The sequence below is a fragment of the Zhongshania sp. genome, from assembly GCF_041623545.1.
In the GTDB taxonomy this organism is placed as follows: domain Bacteria; phylum Pseudomonadota; class Gammaproteobacteria; order Pseudomonadales; family Spongiibacteraceae; genus Spongiibacter.
The window spans coordinates 1-14,927 of the sequence record NZ_JBFJWS010000056.1 but is presented as its reverse complement, the minus strand read 5'-3'; the positions used below and the strand labels follow the sequence as shown (position 1 = coordinate 14,927).

Here is a 14,927-nt window from a genome sequence, read left to right as displayed (position 1 = left end):
CGGCGCCAATGACAAATAAATCGTAGTCGTACTCAGTATCAAAACCTTGCTGCGGCATTGCGCCTCCGTATGGTGTGTTATCGGAAATGAGAGTCGGTATTCGCGGCTTTGTTACACCGCGCCGTTCGCGAGGTCATAATGCTCATACCACGCGAGCTTTTCACGCAGGTTCACAACCTCACCAACAATAATCAGGGTTGGCGCTTGTACCGGCTCTGTGACCAGGCGCTCCACCATGGTCGCCAAGGTTGCCACCACCACCTTTTGCTGGGGTGTTGTACCTTGTTGAATAACAGCAATTGGCGTATCACCACTACGGCCGTGGGCAATCAATTTCTCACATATGCTCGGTAAACCGACCAAGCCCATATAAAACACCACAGTTTGGGTCGGGTGAACTAGCTCCCCCCACGGCAGATTTAAACTGTGATCTTTTAAGTGGCCAGTAACAAAGCGTACTGACTGGGCATAGTCGCGATGGGTCAGCGGAATACCGGAATAACTGGCGCAACCTGAGGCCGCCGTAATACCGGGCACCACTTGAAAAGGAATTTTTTCCTCGGCGAGTTCTTCGATCTCTTCGCCGCCACGACCAAAAATAAAGGGGTCGCCGCCCTTGAGCCGAGCGACTTTCTTACCTTCTTTTGCGTATTTAACCAAGAGCTTGTTGATATCTTGCTGGGGAACGGCGTGGTCAGATCTCGCCTTCCCGACATATACACGCTCGGCATCTTTACGACACATATCAACAATTGCCGGCGCAACAAGGCGGTCGTAGAGAACCACGTCAGCGCGCTGCAACAAACGCAGCGCTTTAAACGTCATTAAATCGGGATCACCGGGGCCTGCACCAATTAAATACACCTCGCCGCCAGAGGAAACCTCGGCTTTATCGATGGCTTTACTCAGCATATCTGAGGCGACAGCGTCTTTTCCGGCAAACACCATTTCAGCGATTGGCCCCTGAAGAGTTTGCTCCCAAAAGTGGCGGCGATCTTCAATATCGCTAAAGCGGGCTTTTACCGCGTCCCGAAAATTCCCCACAAGTTGCGCCAAGCGGCCATAAGATGCAGGGATGCTTGCCTCCAAACGGGAGCGCATCATTCTTGCCAACACTGGGCTTTTCCCACCACTACTTACCGCGATCATGAGCGGCGAACGATCAATGATGGCGGGCAAGATAATGCTGCAGAGTTCCGGATTGTCAACCACGTTTACTGGAATATGGCGAGCGTGGCAGCTTACTGAAACCCGCTTATTCAATTCTTCATCGTCGGTGGCTGCAATAACCAAAAATACGTCGTCAAGGAGATGATCACCGTAATCCCCCCGAATACACTCTCCACCAGAGTTCATGCAGAGGGTAGATAGCTCTGGCAGTATGTCGTGGGCAACTAGCCGTAATTGTGCGCCGGCCTTACACAGCAATCGCGCCTTCCGCAGGGCAACCTGACCACCGCCTACCAATAAACAGGGTTTATTACGCAAATCAGTGAACAGTGGCAGGAATTCCATTATTAACAGTCCCCGATTTGCAGGCTGTCAAGACCGCCCATATAGCCGCGCAGCGCTTCTGGTACCGTCAATGAGCCATCGGCCTGTTGGTAGTTTTCGAGTATTGCAACCAAGGTTCGACCTACCGCTAAACCGGAGCCGTTTAAGGTGTGAAGTAACTCCGGCTTACCGGTTTCTGGATTACGCCAGCGAGCTAGCATTCTGCGCGCTTGGAAGTCGCCAAAATTACTGCAAGATGAAATCTCGCGATAGGCGCTCTGCCCTGGCAGCCACACTTCTAAATCATAGGTTTTACGTGCGGAGAAGCCCAAGTCACCACCACATAAAATAACCTTGCGATAAGGTAACTCAAGTAATTGTAAGATCGCTTCGGCGTGACCTGTAAGAGTTTCCAAGGCTTCATCGGACTGATCCGGACGCACGAATTGCACGAGTTCAACTTTTTCAAATTGATGCTGACGAATCATGCCCCGGGTATCACGTCCGTAACTGCCCGCTTCGCTGCGGAAACAAGGCGTATGGCAGGTAAAACGTAAACCTTTATCGAGTTCACTGGCTTCGACAATAGTGTCCCGAAACATATTGGTAACGGGAACTTCGGCAGTTGGTATCAAGTAGTACTCGGAATCACCCGCTAACTTAAATAAATCCGCTTCAAATTTGGGTAATTGGCCGGTACCCCGCAGGGACTCTGCGTTAACCATATAGGGCACATACACTTCTTTATACCCATGAGCGCGGGTATGGGTGTCCAGCATCAACTGGATCAACGCCCGATGCATTCTGGCAAGGCCACCGCGCATAACGGAAAAACGGCTGCCGGTAATTTTCGCTGCAGTGTCAAAATCCAAGCCGCCGAGGCTTTCACCCAGGTCGACGTGGTCTTTAACCTCAAAATCAAATTCCCGGGGCTGCCCCCAGCGCAGCACTTCGACATTGCAGCTTTCGTCTTTACCCTCAGGCACCTCGTCAGCCGGCAGGTTTGGCACTGCCATTAGTAATTGATCGAGGGCGTCATTAGCGTCTTTTGCTTGCTGTTTAAGCGCCTCAAGCTCCGACTCAATTTTGGCCAAGGTTTCATTCACTTGGGCCTTAGCTTCGTCAATACTCAAGCCGGTTTTGATCAATTCGCCGATTTGCTTCGAGGCTTTTTTACGCTCCGCCAACAGGTTTTGGCTATTGATGTCCGCCTGTTTGCGACTGGCGTCAAGCATCTCAAATTGGGCCGCGTCAAAGGTGAAATACTTTTTATTCAGCGCTTCGGCAATTGCCTGTGAATCCTGCCGAACCTGCTTAATATCTAACATTAAAATAACTCTCCAAGCATCTGTATTTATTAGCTAATACAAAATTAAATAGACCGTAAAAAGACAATTCCCAACCAACACGCCACCACGCAACTGATCACCGTGCTGAGCATATACGCTAAGGCCAAGAGCACTTTCCCTGCCTCTAGCAGGGCCACTGACTCCAGCGAAAAGGTCGAGAACGTGGTAAATGCACCCAAGAACCCCACCATCAACACGTAACGCCAATCAGCGTGCAGCGCTGATCTTTCAGTGATCAGCACGTAAACCGCACCGATTACAAAGGACCCGATAACGTTCACTGCAAACGTGCCCAGCGGCCAATAGGCCTGGGCCAAATAATGACTGACAATTCGCCCAACCCCAAACCGGCTAAGGGCGCCAGAAGCCCCGCCAAGGGCAATTAACAGATAGATTTGCACGTGTAAAACGGTCTCCAGACTGGGTGGCTATTCTACCCCATTCAAATCAACGATAGCGCTTGTGGCTGGCACTATCATCAAGCTCTTGCAAATAACGCAGCTTTTCACTGATCTTTTTCTCAAGACCACGATTAACAGGCTGATAATAGACGCTGTCTTTGATTTCCTCGGGCAGATAATTCTCCCCCGCCGCGTAGGCATCTGGCTCATCATGAGCATAGCGATAGCCACCGCCAAAGCCTTGATCCTTCATCATGCTCGTTGGCGCGTTGCGCAAGTGCATTGGTACCTCGTAGCTCGGTGACGCCGCAATTTCTTTGCGTACTGCATTATACGCAGTATAAACCGCGTTGCTTTTCGGGGCTGCAGCCAGATAACACACCGCCTGCGCCATCGCCAACTCCCCTTCTGGGCTACCGAGGCGCTCCTGAGTTTCCCACGCATCCAAGCATAAGCGCAGCGCTCTAGGATCAGCGTTGCCAATATCTTCGCTAGCCATACGCACTAAGCGCCTTGCAACGTACAAGGGCTCGCAGCCGCCATCCAGCATGCGCGCAAACCAATACAATGCGCCGTCGACTGAGCTACCACGCACTGATTTATGGAGCGCGGAAATTTGCTCATAGAATAGATCGCCGCCCTTATCAAAGCGCCGAGGCTGACCACTGAGTACCTGATCGATAATATCCGCGCTCAGCTCTGAGGCGCCATTGCCACCGAGCATGTCCCCAGCTATTTCGAGGACATTCAGTGCCCGGCGCCCATCGCCATCGGCGTGGCGAGCAATGCGTTCTATTTGGTCTTGGCCGAGCTGCCAGCCCTCGCAATTCGCCGCGTGGGCGACAATATCGACAATGGCGGCGTCACTAAGGGCGTTTAATTGATAAACCCTCGCGCGAGACAGTAAGGCGTTATTTATTTCAAAAGAGGGGTTTTCAGTGGTTGCGCCGACAAAAATCACCGTACCGTCTTCCACAAACGGTAAAAAGGCATCTTGCTGAGCCTTATTGAAACGATGAACTTCGTCGATAAACAGGATGGTGCGGCGCTGAAAAAACTGCTGCTGCTTAGCCTCTTCCACTGCCGCCCGAATATCTTTCACCCCAGCTAATACAGCGGAAATACTTATGAAGTGGGCATCGCAGAGCTGGGCGATAAGTTGCGCCAAGGTGGTTTTACCCACGCCCGGTGGGCCCCAGAAAATCATGGAGTGCAGTTGCCCTGAATCTAGTGCCCGTCGCAGAGGTTTATCGGGCGCTAGCAAATGATCTTGACCGAGGTAGTGATCAAGCGTCTGGGGTCGCATCCGCGCAGCCAGCGGCGCCTTGCTGGCTGTTTCCGTCAAGACTGTTTAGCCTCAGCCTCGTTAAACTCAAACTCACGATCGCTAAAACGATTATTGTATTTTGGGTTTATAAATTCGATTTTGGTGGTTTGCTCAAGGGTATCGGTCAGACGCATCGCCGTGAGCTTGCCCCAAGTAAACATTAATACCATTTCAGTAAACGAACCAGGCTCTTTTGGGCTCAAGATAAATTCTCGCGCATTGCCGTTCTTTTTAACATTTACATCATATTGTGCGGCCAGCTGGTCGATACTCATACCGATTATCATCGCCGGTGTTTGCGCCAGATTGGCGTCAAATGGCTCCGTGTTCAACTGTTCTAAATCAGCGTCATAGCGCCACACGGTCTTGCCATTACTCACTAAGAGATAGTGAAAGGGCTCAGTGCTTTCCCAGCGAATTTTATTTGGCCGTTTAAGCGCAATCGTGCCCTTGCTCTCTTGCAAAAGTTGACCGTCGACATCCTTCACTTGCTGAATGAATTTAGCGTTCAAGCTTTGTGCGCCAGAGAGGTGTAGGTGCAATTGCGCCACATCGCCCTCAGCAAAAGCGGTTACCGTACATATCGATAAATACAAGAAAACTAATAATTTGCGCATGTTTCTGCTTCTATTCAAATGGAGGTGGGGCCAGTACTTCACGACTACCGTTACTGGCCATCTCAGTTACGACACCAGAAGCCTCCATTGTTTCAATTAATCGGGCGGCGCGATTATAGCCGATCCGCAATTTGCGCTGTACTGCAGATATCGACGCTCGGCGACTTTTTGTCACGTAGGCGACAGCTTCGTCGTATAAAGCATCTGATTCACCGTCATCGCCACCAGCACCTTCAGGTGGCATTCCTGGCATGGCGTCAGTGCTACTGCCCTCCTCCAGAAGACCGTCGATATATTGTGGCTCCCCGCGGCGCTTCCAATCGGCAACAACGCGGTGAACCTCTTCATCAGAGACAAACGCACCATGAACCCGCATCGGAATACCCGCGCCCGGTGGTAAATACAACATGTCGCCATGACCGAGTAGTTGCTCGGCCCCACCTTGATCCAAAATAGTCCGAGAATCGATTTTTGAAGATACCTGGAAGCCAATCCGCGTTGGCACGTTGGCCTTAATCAAGCCAGTGATAACGTCCACGGAGGGCCGCTGGGTCGCGAGCAGTAAGTGAATGCCGGCGGCACGCGCTTTCTGGGCGATACGGGCAATCAGCTCCTCAACCTTTTTACCCACAATCATCATCATGTCAGCAAATTCGTCGATCACCACAACAATTGAAGGCAAAACCTCCAAGTCCGGCGCCTGAGCTTCTTCTAGGCCTGCTTGATAATGCTCTTCTGGCTTCCAGAGAGGATCTTTTATGGGCTCCCCGGCCAAGATGGCATCTTTAACCTTCCGGTTAAAGCCAGCGAGGTTACGCACCCCCATCTTCGACATCAGTTTATAGCGGCGCTCCATCTCGGCAACGCACCAGCGCAGGCCGTTGGCCGCATCTTTCATATCAGTAATAACGGGCGTTAATAAATGGGGGATGCCATCGTATACAGACAATTCCAACATTTTGGGGTCGACCAGCATCAAGCGTACTTCTTCGGGCGTTGATTTGTATAGAAGGCTAATCAGCATGGCGTTAACACCAACCGATTTACCGGAGCCCGTGGTACCGGCAACCAGCAAATGAGGCATTTTGCCGAGATCCGCACACACCGGTTCACCGGAAATATCATGCCCTAGCGCTAAAGTAAGCGGCGATTTACAGGCATCAAAGGCCTCTGAAGCCAATACATCGTGGAAATTAACAATTTCCCGGTCTTCATTTGGAATTTCGATACCAACATAGGGCTTGCCAGGAATCACTTCCACAACACGGACACTGACCACCGCCAGCGAACGCGCCAAATCCTTGACCAAATTCGATATTTTACTGACCTTTACCCCGGCATCGGGCTCAAGCTCAAAGCGGGTTATTACGGGGCCGGGAAATACCGCAACCACCTTGGCCGACACACCAAAATCGAGCAGTTTAATTTCTAAGAGTCGCGACATCGCCTCTAGCGTTTCTGGGGAATAGCCCCGATCGGGATTGTGAATGGCCTTATCAAGCAGGCTCAATGACGGCAAAGTACCGGTAACCGGCCCGTCAAATAAGGATGTCTGCCGCTCTTTATCAGGCCGCGCAGATTTAACGACCGGCTTTGGCGGCGGCGCAATCTGCGGTGGAATGCGGGTCTTTTGAATTTCAGTCTTTTTAGCTACAGATTCGTGGCGTTGCTGCTTCGCTGCAGCGGCTTTACGGCGCTCGTGTCTGGCAAGTTTGTACTGATACAGTGACTCGCGGCAACGATCAAACAGGCGCAGAGTGGCTGCCCCCACGGCATCCATTAGGCGAATCCAGGATAAGTCAGTAAATACCGTTAAACCAAACAGCAATATGGCAATCAATAATAAACGGCTACCAAACTCATTGAATGACGTCATGGTGGCATTGCCGACTGCGTCACCCAAGACCCCGCCCGCACCAAAGGGTAAACCGCTATTTCCGTAGTCGCCGTTAGCAGCAAGGCCTGTGCTGGAAATCATTACCAACACTAAACCAATAAACCGCAGCACAAATATCAAGGTATCAAACCCAGCTGGGCGATAGCGCTCTTTAAACAACCGCCATGCCCGAAAACCTAGCATCGTCGGGAATAAATAAGCCATATAGCCAAACAGGGCAAAAAACACGTCGGCCAGCCATGCACCGACAGGACCTCCGGCATTGACAATACGATCACCGTTGCCGGTCCGCGACCAGCCTGGATCATTCCCGCTATAGCTCAGTAAAGACACAAAAATGTAAATACAAACCGCGACAAAGGCGATGAGCAAGCCTTCGCGTAGGCGCAAATTCAAAATTTCACGGTTTTCCACCATGGCTGCTGATGTTTGTTTTGGCAAAAGAGAACGGTTTCCTAAATTTGCACGTAAAATACGCAATCCCAATATGGGACGTTGAAAAAGTAATTATCGACCCAATATTAGCACTATGTCATAAGACTTGTCGCCGCACACAGCTTTTGCCGCGCCTATAGAATTACCCTATGATATGCGTCTATTTTCAGTCATCCCGGTTTGAACAAAGTTCAATCCCCCTGCTTGGAACACAGTGAATCTATGAGTGACAGCCAACACCACCGCTTAATTATCCTCGGCTCAGGCCCTGCCGGTTACACTGCCGCGGTTTACGCCGCCCGCGCCAACTTGAATCCCGTGGTTATTACCGGCATTCAGCAAGGTGGCCAATTAACAACCACCACCGATGTCGACAACTGGCCCGGCGACCAAAATGGCGTGCAAGGTCCCGAGCTCATGCAAAGAATGCAAGAGCACGCCGAGCGCTTTGACACCCAAGTGCTATTCGACCACATCGAATCGGTAGACCTCAAAAATCGGCCCTTCACCCTAACCGGCAGCAAGACCTACACCTGTGACGCACTCATCATCGCCACCGGCGCCTCGGCTCAATACCTAGGCCTTCCCTCAGAAGAAGAGTTTATGGGCAAGGGCGTTTCAGCCTGCGCTACTTGCGACGGCTTTTTCTACCGCGGCAAGAAAGTTGCAGTAATCGGTGGCGGAAATACGGCTGTTGAAGAAGCGCTGTATCTCTCTAATATCGCGTCTGAAGTCACTCTGGTACACCGCCGCGACAGCCTCCGCTCGGAAAAAATTCTTCAGGACAAGCTACTGGAGCGCGCGGCCAACGGCAACATCAATATCCTCTGGAACCACCAGCTAGACGAAGTGCTTGGCGACACCAGTGGTGTAACTGGCCTACGCTTAAACAGCACTAAAGGTGAAGGCAGCCAGGAAATCGATGTAGCTGGCGTATTTATCGCTATCGGCCACAAGCCCAATACCGATATATTCCAGGGCCAACTCGACATGAAAGACGGCTACCTGAAAATTCACAGCGGCACTGAGGGCAATGCCACCAGAACCAGCATTGAAGGCGTATTCGCCGCAGGCGATGTTGCTGACCATATTTACCGTCAAGCGGTGACCTCCGCCGGCTTTGGTTGTATGGCTGCACTGGATGCCGAGCGCTATCTCGACGACTTAGTTTAAGCCAGAGCAGATCAGCCGATGTCCGGTATTCCTTGGCTAGACCAAGCTGACCTGGATTTCCCCCCGATAGAATCTGCCCTAGATGACCCCAACGGCTTATTGGCCGTTGGCGGTGATCTCAGCCTACCCCGCCTGCTCAACGCCTACCGCCACGGGATATTCCCCTGGTATGACGAGTCTCAGCCGATTCTGTGGTGGTCACCGCAACCCCGAGCAGTGATATTTCCAGAGCGACTGTACATCAACCGCAGCCTTCGCAAGGCGCTGCGCCGAAACGATTACGAAATCACTTTAGACCGTAATTTTGCTGGCGTTTTGCGAGGCTGTGCCGAGCTCAGTCAAAAACGACCTGGAACGTGGATCACCGATGAGATGCGCAGAGCCTATCAAGCACTGCATGACGCTGGCTGGGCGCATTCAGTTGAAGTATGGCGAGATCAAAAATTAATCGGTGGTCTCTACGGCGTGGCAATTGGCCGCATGTTTTACGGCGAATCAATGTTCAGCCGCGAAACCAATGCATCGAAGATTGCCTTTGTCCACCTTTGCGGTCAATTGCACGAGTGGGGCTACCCACTCATTGATTGTCAGGTAGGTAACGATTATCTTGAAAGCATGGGCGCGGAGGAAATGGATCGTGCAAGTTTCAAGAAATATTTACAACAACTTACCAACGGTCAAAGCAATCCAAAAAAGTGGTCGCTTGACTGGTATTATGGCAAACCGCCAGCGGTTCAATTATGACTGAGGCCCAGCAACTCAAACTTTACGCAACCCACCCTCACCCGTGCAGCTATTTCGATGACCGGGAAGCCAAAACGATTTTTATTGATCCCGAAATTAAAATTTCAAACCCGCTGTATAGCGAGCTGTCCAGAAGGGGGTTCCGTCGTAGCGGCAACCACCTCTACAGACCCGACTGCGGTGCATGCAAAGCCTGTATCGCCAGCAGAGTGCCGGTAAATCTGTTTAAGCCGTCTCGAACCCAGCGCCGAGTTGAAAAGCGCAATAGTGATTTAGTTACCCAGATACTGTCCGCACCAAATGACGATGCTTACCCGCTGTACGAAAAATACATCAATGGTCGCCATCGCGATGGCGACATGTTTCCGCCTTCTAAAGAACAATTTGATAGCTTTTTAGGCCAGGGCACTGACAGCACGCAATATATTCACTTTTATTTGGCTGATACATTACTCGCCGTTGCCGTTACCGATGTTTTGAATGACGGTTTGTCAGCGATCTATACCTTTTACGATCCAGATCACCCCCAGCGCAGCTTGGGTGTTTACGGTATTCTTTGGCAAATCTCTCGTAGCCACGACCTCGCCTTACCCTTTCTGTACCTAGGTTACTGGATTCGCGACTGCCAAAAAATGCGCTACAAAACCGACTACAAGCCTATCGAACTGCTTATGAATGATCGTTGGTTGCGCTTAATTTAGTGATATCACGCCAATCGCTCCTGCAAATTGCCAACACGATCAAATTAGGGCAAAATGCGCGCAGTTTTGACAGCCACCAAGGCTACAGTGCACCACACTCAATTTTAAAAACTCTCGAGGATAGTTGCCGAATGGCGAAAGAAGACCAGATCGAAATGGAAGGCGAAGTCATCGACACCTTGCCGAACACTACTTTTCGCGTGCGCTTAGAAAACGGCCACGTTGTCACTGCCCATATCTCAGGCAAAATGCGCAAGCACTACATCCGAATTTTAACGGGTGATAAGGTCAAGGTGGAATTAACCCCCTATGACCTAAGCAAAGGCCGCATCACCTTCCGCGGCCGTTAATAAATACCTGCTAATCGCAGGTCTGGCCCGCCTCTTCTTCTACTGCTTCTGCAGCTAGGGCCAGCTTGTCACCTTTCACGCTGACATTGACCACTCCACCGCATTTTTCCAAGCTGCCAAACAACACCAATTCGGCCAGTGGCTTTTTGATGTGCTCTTGGATAATCCGCGCCATTGGCCGGGCACCCATGTGCTTATCGTAGCCGTGCTCAACCAACCAGTGCCGTGCGTCATCATCGACATGCAAGACGACTTTTTTGTCGTCTAGCTGGGCCTGCAATTCCACAAGGAATTTATCAACCACAGTCAGCACAACGTCGGGCTGCAGTGGTTCAAAGGCAATCACGCTATCCAGCCGGTTGCGGAATTCTGGTGTAAATAAGCGGTTAATCGCCTCAGTCGAATCCGTTTGATTATCCTGCTCGGTAAAGCCAATTGAGCGACGACTAATACTTTCGGCGCCAGCATTGGTTGTCATCACAAAGATTACATTGCGGAAATCCGCCTTGCGACCGTTGTTGTCAGTCAGCGAGCCGTGATCCATAACCTGCAATAGCAGGTTAAACAAATCAGGGTGAGCCTTCTCGATTTCATCGAGCAACACCACCGAGTGAGGATGCTTAGTAACAGAATCTGTTAGCAAGCCACCCTGATCAAAACCGACATAGCCAGGAGGCGCACCGATTAGTCGAGAAACTGTGTGCCGCTCCATATACTCAGACATATCGAAGCGAATTAGCTCTAAACCCAACAATTTTGCTAGCTGTCGGCAAATCTCAGTTTTACCCACACCGGTAGGCCCAGCCAGTAAAAAGCTGCCAATGGGCTTCTCAGGCGATTTTAGACCTGCTCGCGCCAGCTTGATCGAGGCACTTAGCTCGGACACGGCTTTGTCTTGCCCGAAAACCACCATTTTCAGGTTGTCTTCCAATTTAACCAATGACGCGCGATCATCTGAGGAGACACTCTTCGGCGGGATTCTGGCGATCTTAGCGATAATCGCTTCAATTTCCGGTACACCGATTTTCTCAATACGATTCTCAGGCTTCTGTAGGCGCTGATAGGCGCCAGCCTCGTCAATCACATCGATTGCCTTGTCTGGCAAAAAGCGATCATTTATATAGCGAGCAGATAATTCTGCGGCTGAGCGCAGCGCCCCATCGCTATATTTAAGTTCATGATGACTCTCAAAACGCGAGCGTAAGCCTTTCAATATCAAGAAAGTATCGTCAACTGAGGGCTCGTTAATGTCGACTTTCTGGAAGCGACGACTCAGAGCGCGATCCTTATCAAAAATACCGCGGTATTCCTGGAAGGTTGTCGAGCCAATGCAGCGCATTTGCCCAGAGCTGAGCAGCGGCTTTAACAGATTAGATGCATCCATTACACCGCCAGAAGCGGCACCAGCACCAATGATGGTATGAATTTCATCGATGAATAAAATTGCGCCGGGCCGCTTTTTAAGGTCGGCCAGCAAGCCCTTTAGGCGCTTCTCAAAATCGCCGCGGTATTTAGTGCCCGCCAGCAACGCGCCCATATCAAGAGAGTAGACGACGCTACCAATCAAGACATCCGGCACTTCGCCGTCGACGATACGCTTCGCAAGACCCTCCGCGATGGCGGTTTTACCCACACCAGACTCACCCACCAAGAGGGGGTTATTTTTCCGACGGCGAGTTAAAATCTGCGCAACCCGCTCCACTTCGTCCGCGCGACCAATTAAGGGGTCGATGCGACCCGCTTTAGCTTCAGCATTTAAATTGGTTGTGAAGTTATCCAGCGGCTTCTGCTCCGGATCACCACCCTCACCCTCTGCCTCTTGATTCTGGTCATGCTCAATGCCTTCAGCGCCAGACACTTTAGAGATGCCATGAGTGATGTAATTGACTACATCAAGGCGATTTACGCTCTGCGACTTCAAAAAGTAAACCGCTTGGCTCTCTTGCTCACTAAAGATGGCAACCAGCACATTGGCACCGGTAACCTCCTGCTTGCCAGACGACTGCACATGGAATACGGCGCGCTGCAATACCCGCTGAAAACCCAAGGTCGGCTGGGTGTCGCGCTCAACATCAGTTTCCGGTATTCGCGGCGTGGTGGCTTCGACAAATTCTTTTAGCTCACCCTTGAGTTGCATTAAGTCGGCACCGCAGGCGACAAGCACTTTAACGGCAGCTTCATTATCTGCAAGGGCAAGAAGGAGGTGCTCGACGGTCATAAACTCATGCCGACGACTACGGGCCGATTTAAAGGCCTGACTTAGGGTTGTTTCTAGGTCTTTGCTCAACATAGACTACTTTCGCCTTCTGCAATTACCAGTTTTAGTCATCACTCTCTTCTATCTCAGCAAGTAGCGGGTGACCGTTATCTCTTGCGTACTGATTTACCAGCGCTGATTTCGTCTCAGCTATATCTTTGGTAAATATTCCACACACACCTTTACCCTTGGTGTGAACCGCCAACATTATTTGTGTAGCACGCTGACGATCCAAGTAAAAAAAGTCTTCTAATACCTCGATCACAAACTCCATCGGCGTGTAGTCATCATTTAATAAGACCACAGCATACATACGAGGTTTCTTCAGTTCCGGTTTCGATTCCTGAACCGCAATACCATTACCATGATCGTCCTCGTCGGGCTTGCTAGCCATATTCTGTATATTAATTCGCATTTTCACTGACTTTACCTGAGCTTAGCACCACTGTAACCCTTCGCAATAGGGAAATTCACCAACTACATATCTTACACGTCTTTACTTGACGTGGTGGCCTGACTGTTTTAAAAATGGGGGCGGTATTATCAAATACAAGGCAGTTAACGTTAACGCCACAATAACTATAAAGACAATTAAGGATGAAAGGCTATGCAAAGCGGTGTTGTAAAGTGGTTCAATAACGCCAAAGGGTACGGATTTATCGTCTCCGAAAGCGGAGAGGATGAAATTTTTGCGCATTACTCAGCAATTACGATGGAAGGCTATAAGACACTTAAAGCCGGTCAAAGCGTCGTATTTAAAGCTGAGCCAGGACCTAAAGGACTGCACGCAATCGACATAAAATCTGCCGAAACACCTGAATAGATTTTACTGAAAAGAGTACGCCACCAGCCTAAACTGGTGGCGAAGGCTTGTTACGCCATGTGTTTTACAATCGCATCACCGAACTCAGAACATTTCAGCAAGGTTGCACCTTCCATCAAACGCTCAAAGTCATAGGTTACGGTTTTTGCCTGAATCGCACCGTTCATACCGGTAATGATCAGGTCTGCCGCTTCGTTCCAACCCATGTGACGCAACATCATTTCAGCCGACAGAATCAATGAACCTGGGTTCACCTTGTCTTGGCCGGTGTACTTAGGCGCAGTACCGTGAGTCGCTTCAAACAAGGCGATGTTATCGCTAAGGTTTGCACCTGGGGCGATACCAATACCACCAACCTGTGCAGCGAGCGCATCAGACAGGTAATCACCGTTTAGGTTAAGCGTAGCAATAACACTGTACTCGTCAGGGCGCAGCAATACCTGCTGGAGCATGGCATCAGCAATCACATCTTTAATGACGATATCTTTGCCAGTGTTTGGGTTTTTAATACTTACCCATGGACCGCCGTCGATCAACGTACCACCAAACTCTTCCGTCGCCAGCTCGTAAGCCCAGTTCTTGAAAGCACCTTCGGTGAACTTCATGATATTGCCTTTGTGCACTATAGTCAGTGACGGCAAATCTTGATCAATTGTGTACTGAATCGCTTTGCGAACAAGGCGCTGAGTACCTTCTTTGGAGACCGGCTTAACACCGATACCGCATTCCTGTGGGAAGCGGATTTTAGTCACACCCATCTCTTCTTGGAAGAATTCAATGACTTTATCCGCTTCAGGCGTACCGGCTTTCCACTCGATACCAGCATAGATGTCTTCGGAGTTCTCACGGAAGATAACCATATTGGTCTTGCCTGGCTCTTTAACTGGTGAAGGCACGCCCTCAAACCAGCGCACTGGACGCTGACAAACATACAGGTCCAATTCTTGACGCAGGGCCACGTTCAAGGAACGGAAACCACCGCCAACAGGCGTAGTTAATGGACCTTTAATCCCAACGACGTAGTCTTTGATTGCATCGAGAGTTTCAGCCGGGAACCAGTCGCCGTCATAAAGCTCAGCGGCTTTCTCACCGGTGTAAATTTCCATCCAGCTTATTTTTTTCTTGCCTGAGTAGGCTTTTGCTACGGCTGCATCAACTACGTTGATCATCACCGGAGTAATGTCGACCCCGATGCCATCACCTTCGATAAAAGGTATTACTGGCCGATCGGGTACGTTCAGGGAAAGATCCGCATTAACGGTGATTTTCTCGCCCTCTGCAGGTACCTTGATATGTTGGTATCCCATTTTTGACTCCATGGTTTATCAGTTAGTATCTGTGCTCGCACTTGCTCACAAT

The 14,927-nt window shown here is 50.4% G+C and carries 14 protein-coding genes; 5 read left to right on the top strand and 9 right to left on the bottom strand.

The features are described from left to right. Window positions 1-111: 111 nt before the first annotated feature. The 6 genes from cysG to ABYT30_RS08000 are packed head-to-tail and all read right to left on the bottom strand — an operon-like array spanning window position 112 to window position 7,502. Window positions 112-1,515, bottom strand: coding sequence for a siroheme synthase CysG (gene cysG / locus ABYT30_RS08025; RefSeq protein ID WP_373095915.1), 1,404 nt, complete (start codon window positions 1,513-1,515; stop codon window positions 112-114). Window positions 1,516-1,517: 2 nt separating this feature from the next. Beyond that, window positions 1,518-2,822, bottom strand: coding sequence for a serine--tRNA ligase (serS, locus tag ABYT30_RS08020; RefSeq protein WP_373095913.1), 1,305 nt, complete (start codon window positions 2,820-2,822; stop codon window positions 1,518-1,520). A gap of 44 nt (window positions 2,823-2,866) precedes the next feature. After that, complete coding sequence (gene crcB, locus ABYT30_RS08015) at window positions 2,867-3,244, bottom strand: fluoride efflux transporter CrcB (RefSeq protein ID WP_373080608.1); 378 nt, start codon at window positions 3,242-3,244, stop codon at window positions 2,867-2,869. 46 nt (window positions 3,245-3,290) lie between these two features. After that, window positions 3,291-4,550 (bottom strand): replication-associated recombination protein A, encoded by a 1,260-nt coding sequence (locus tag ABYT30_RS08010; RefSeq protein WP_373095919.1) that lies wholly within the window; start codon window positions 4,548-4,550, stop codon window positions 3,291-3,293. A gap of 35 nt (window positions 4,551-4,585) precedes the next feature. Continuing rightward, entirely contained in the window at window positions 4,586-5,188 is a 603-nt protein-coding gene (gene lolA / locus ABYT30_RS08005; protein ID WP_373080606.1) for an outer membrane lipoprotein chaperone LolA, read from the bottom strand. A gap of 10 nt (window positions 5,189-5,198) precedes the next feature. Continuing rightward, entirely contained in the window at window positions 5,199-7,502 is a 2,304-nt protein-coding gene (locus ABYT30_RS08000) for a DNA translocase FtsK (RefSeq protein ID WP_373095917.1), read from the bottom strand. A 240-nt stretch (window positions 7,503-7,742) separates the two neighbouring features. Here ABYT30_RS08000 and trxB point away from each other — a divergent pair, with 240 nt between their 5' ends. From trxB to infA, 4 genes are all read left to right on the top strand, one after another. Beyond that, complete coding sequence (trxB, locus tag ABYT30_RS07995; RefSeq protein WP_373080603.1) at window positions 7,743-8,693, top strand: thioredoxin-disulfide reductase; 951 nt, start codon at window positions 7,743-7,745, stop codon at window positions 8,691-8,693. Window positions 8,694-8,711: 18 nt separating this feature from the next. Then, window positions 8,712-9,437 carry a leucyl/phenylalanyl-tRNA--protein transferase gene (gene aat, locus ABYT30_RS07990; protein ID WP_373095911.1) on the top strand — a complete coding sequence of 242 codons (726 nt, stop codon included), beginning with the start codon at window positions 8,712-8,714 and terminating at the stop codon, window positions 9,435-9,437. Next, window positions 9,434-10,138, top strand: coding sequence for an arginyltransferase (locus ABYT30_RS07985; protein ID WP_373080597.1), 705 nt, complete (start codon window positions 9,434-9,436; stop codon window positions 10,136-10,138). Before aat ends, ABYT30_RS07985 begins: the two co-directional genes overlap by 4 nt. Window positions 10,139-10,269: 131 nt before the next feature. Beyond that, window positions 10,270-10,488 (top strand): translation initiation factor IF-1, encoded by a 219-nt coding sequence (gene infA / locus ABYT30_RS07980; RefSeq protein WP_008247839.1) that lies wholly within the window; start codon window positions 10,270-10,272, stop codon window positions 10,486-10,488. Window positions 10,489-10,498: 10 nt separating this feature from the next. On the opposite strand, the gene clpA is transcribed toward infA, so the two are convergent. Both clpA and clpS read right to left on the bottom strand, forming a co-directional pair. After that, entirely contained in the window at window positions 10,499-12,778 is a 2,280-nt protein-coding gene (gene clpA, locus ABYT30_RS07975) for an ATP-dependent Clp protease ATP-binding subunit ClpA (protein WP_373080594.1), read from the bottom strand. 31 nt (window positions 12,779-12,809) lie between these two features. Further along, window positions 12,810-13,139 (bottom strand): ATP-dependent Clp protease adapter ClpS, encoded by a 330-nt coding sequence (gene clpS / locus ABYT30_RS07970; RefSeq protein ID WP_373080636.1) that lies wholly within the window; start codon window positions 13,137-13,139, stop codon window positions 12,810-12,812. 213 nt (window positions 13,140-13,352) lie between these two features. On the opposite strand from clpS, the gene ABYT30_RS07965 reads away from it, so the two are divergent. Then, on the top strand, window positions 13,353-13,568 hold the full coding sequence (locus ABYT30_RS07965; RefSeq protein ID WP_373080591.1) for a cold shock domain-containing protein: 216 nt from the start codon (window positions 13,353-13,355) through the stop codon (window positions 13,566-13,568). Between the two features lie 50 nt (window positions 13,569-13,618). Here ABYT30_RS07965 and icd read toward each other — a convergent pair whose 3' ends face one another. Continuing rightward, complete coding sequence (gene icd / locus ABYT30_RS07960; protein WP_373095909.1) at window positions 13,619-14,875, bottom strand: NADP-dependent isocitrate dehydrogenase; 1,257 nt, start codon at window positions 14,873-14,875, stop codon at window positions 13,619-13,621. Window positions 14,876-14,927: the final 52 nt, after the last annotated feature.

Coding starts and splice junctions, on each gene's coding strand:
- lolA (WP_373080606.1), bottom strand. CDS start 5,188: ATGCGCAAATTATTAGTTTTCTTGTATTTATCGATATGTACGGTAACC.
- clpA (WP_373080594.1), bottom strand. CDS start 12,778: ATGTTGAGCAAAGACCTAGAAACAACCCTAAGTCAGGCCTTTAAATCG.
- cysG (WP_373095915.1), bottom strand. CDS start 1,515: ATGGAATTCCTGCCACTGTTCACTGATTTGCGTAATAAACCCTGTTTA.
- infA (WP_008247839.1), top strand. CDS start 10,270: ATGGCGAAAGAAGACCAGATCGAAATGGAAGGCGAAGTCATCGACACC.
- clpS (WP_373080636.1), bottom strand. CDS start 13,139: ATGGCTAGCAAGCCCGACGAGGACGATCATGGTAATGGTATTGCGGTT.
- ABYT30_RS08010 (WP_373095919.1), bottom strand. CDS start 4,550: ATGCGACCCCAGACGCTTGATCACTACCTCGGTCAAGATCATTTGCTA.
- ABYT30_RS07985 (WP_373080597.1), top strand. CDS start 9,434: ATGACTGAGGCCCAGCAACTCAAACTTTACGCAACCCACCCTCACCCG.
- ABYT30_RS08000 (WP_373095917.1), bottom strand. CDS start 7,502: ATGGTGGAAAACCGTGAAATTTTGAATTTGCGCCTACGCGAAGGCTTG.
- serS (WP_373095913.1), bottom strand. CDS start 2,822: ATGTTAGATATTAAGCAGGTTCGGCAGGATTCACAGGCAATTGCCGAA.
- aat (WP_373095911.1), top strand. CDS start 8,712: ATGTCCGGTATTCCTTGGCTAGACCAAGCTGACCTGGATTTCCCCCCG.
- icd (WP_373095909.1), bottom strand. CDS start 14,875: ATGGGATACCAACATATCAAGGTACCTGCAGAGGGCGAGAAAATCACC.
- trxB (WP_373080603.1), top strand. CDS start 7,743: ATGAGTGACAGCCAACACCACCGCTTAATTATCCTCGGCTCAGGCCCT.
- ABYT30_RS07965 (WP_373080591.1), top strand. CDS start 13,353: ATGCAAAGCGGTGTTGTAAAGTGGTTCAATAACGCCAAAGGGTACGGA.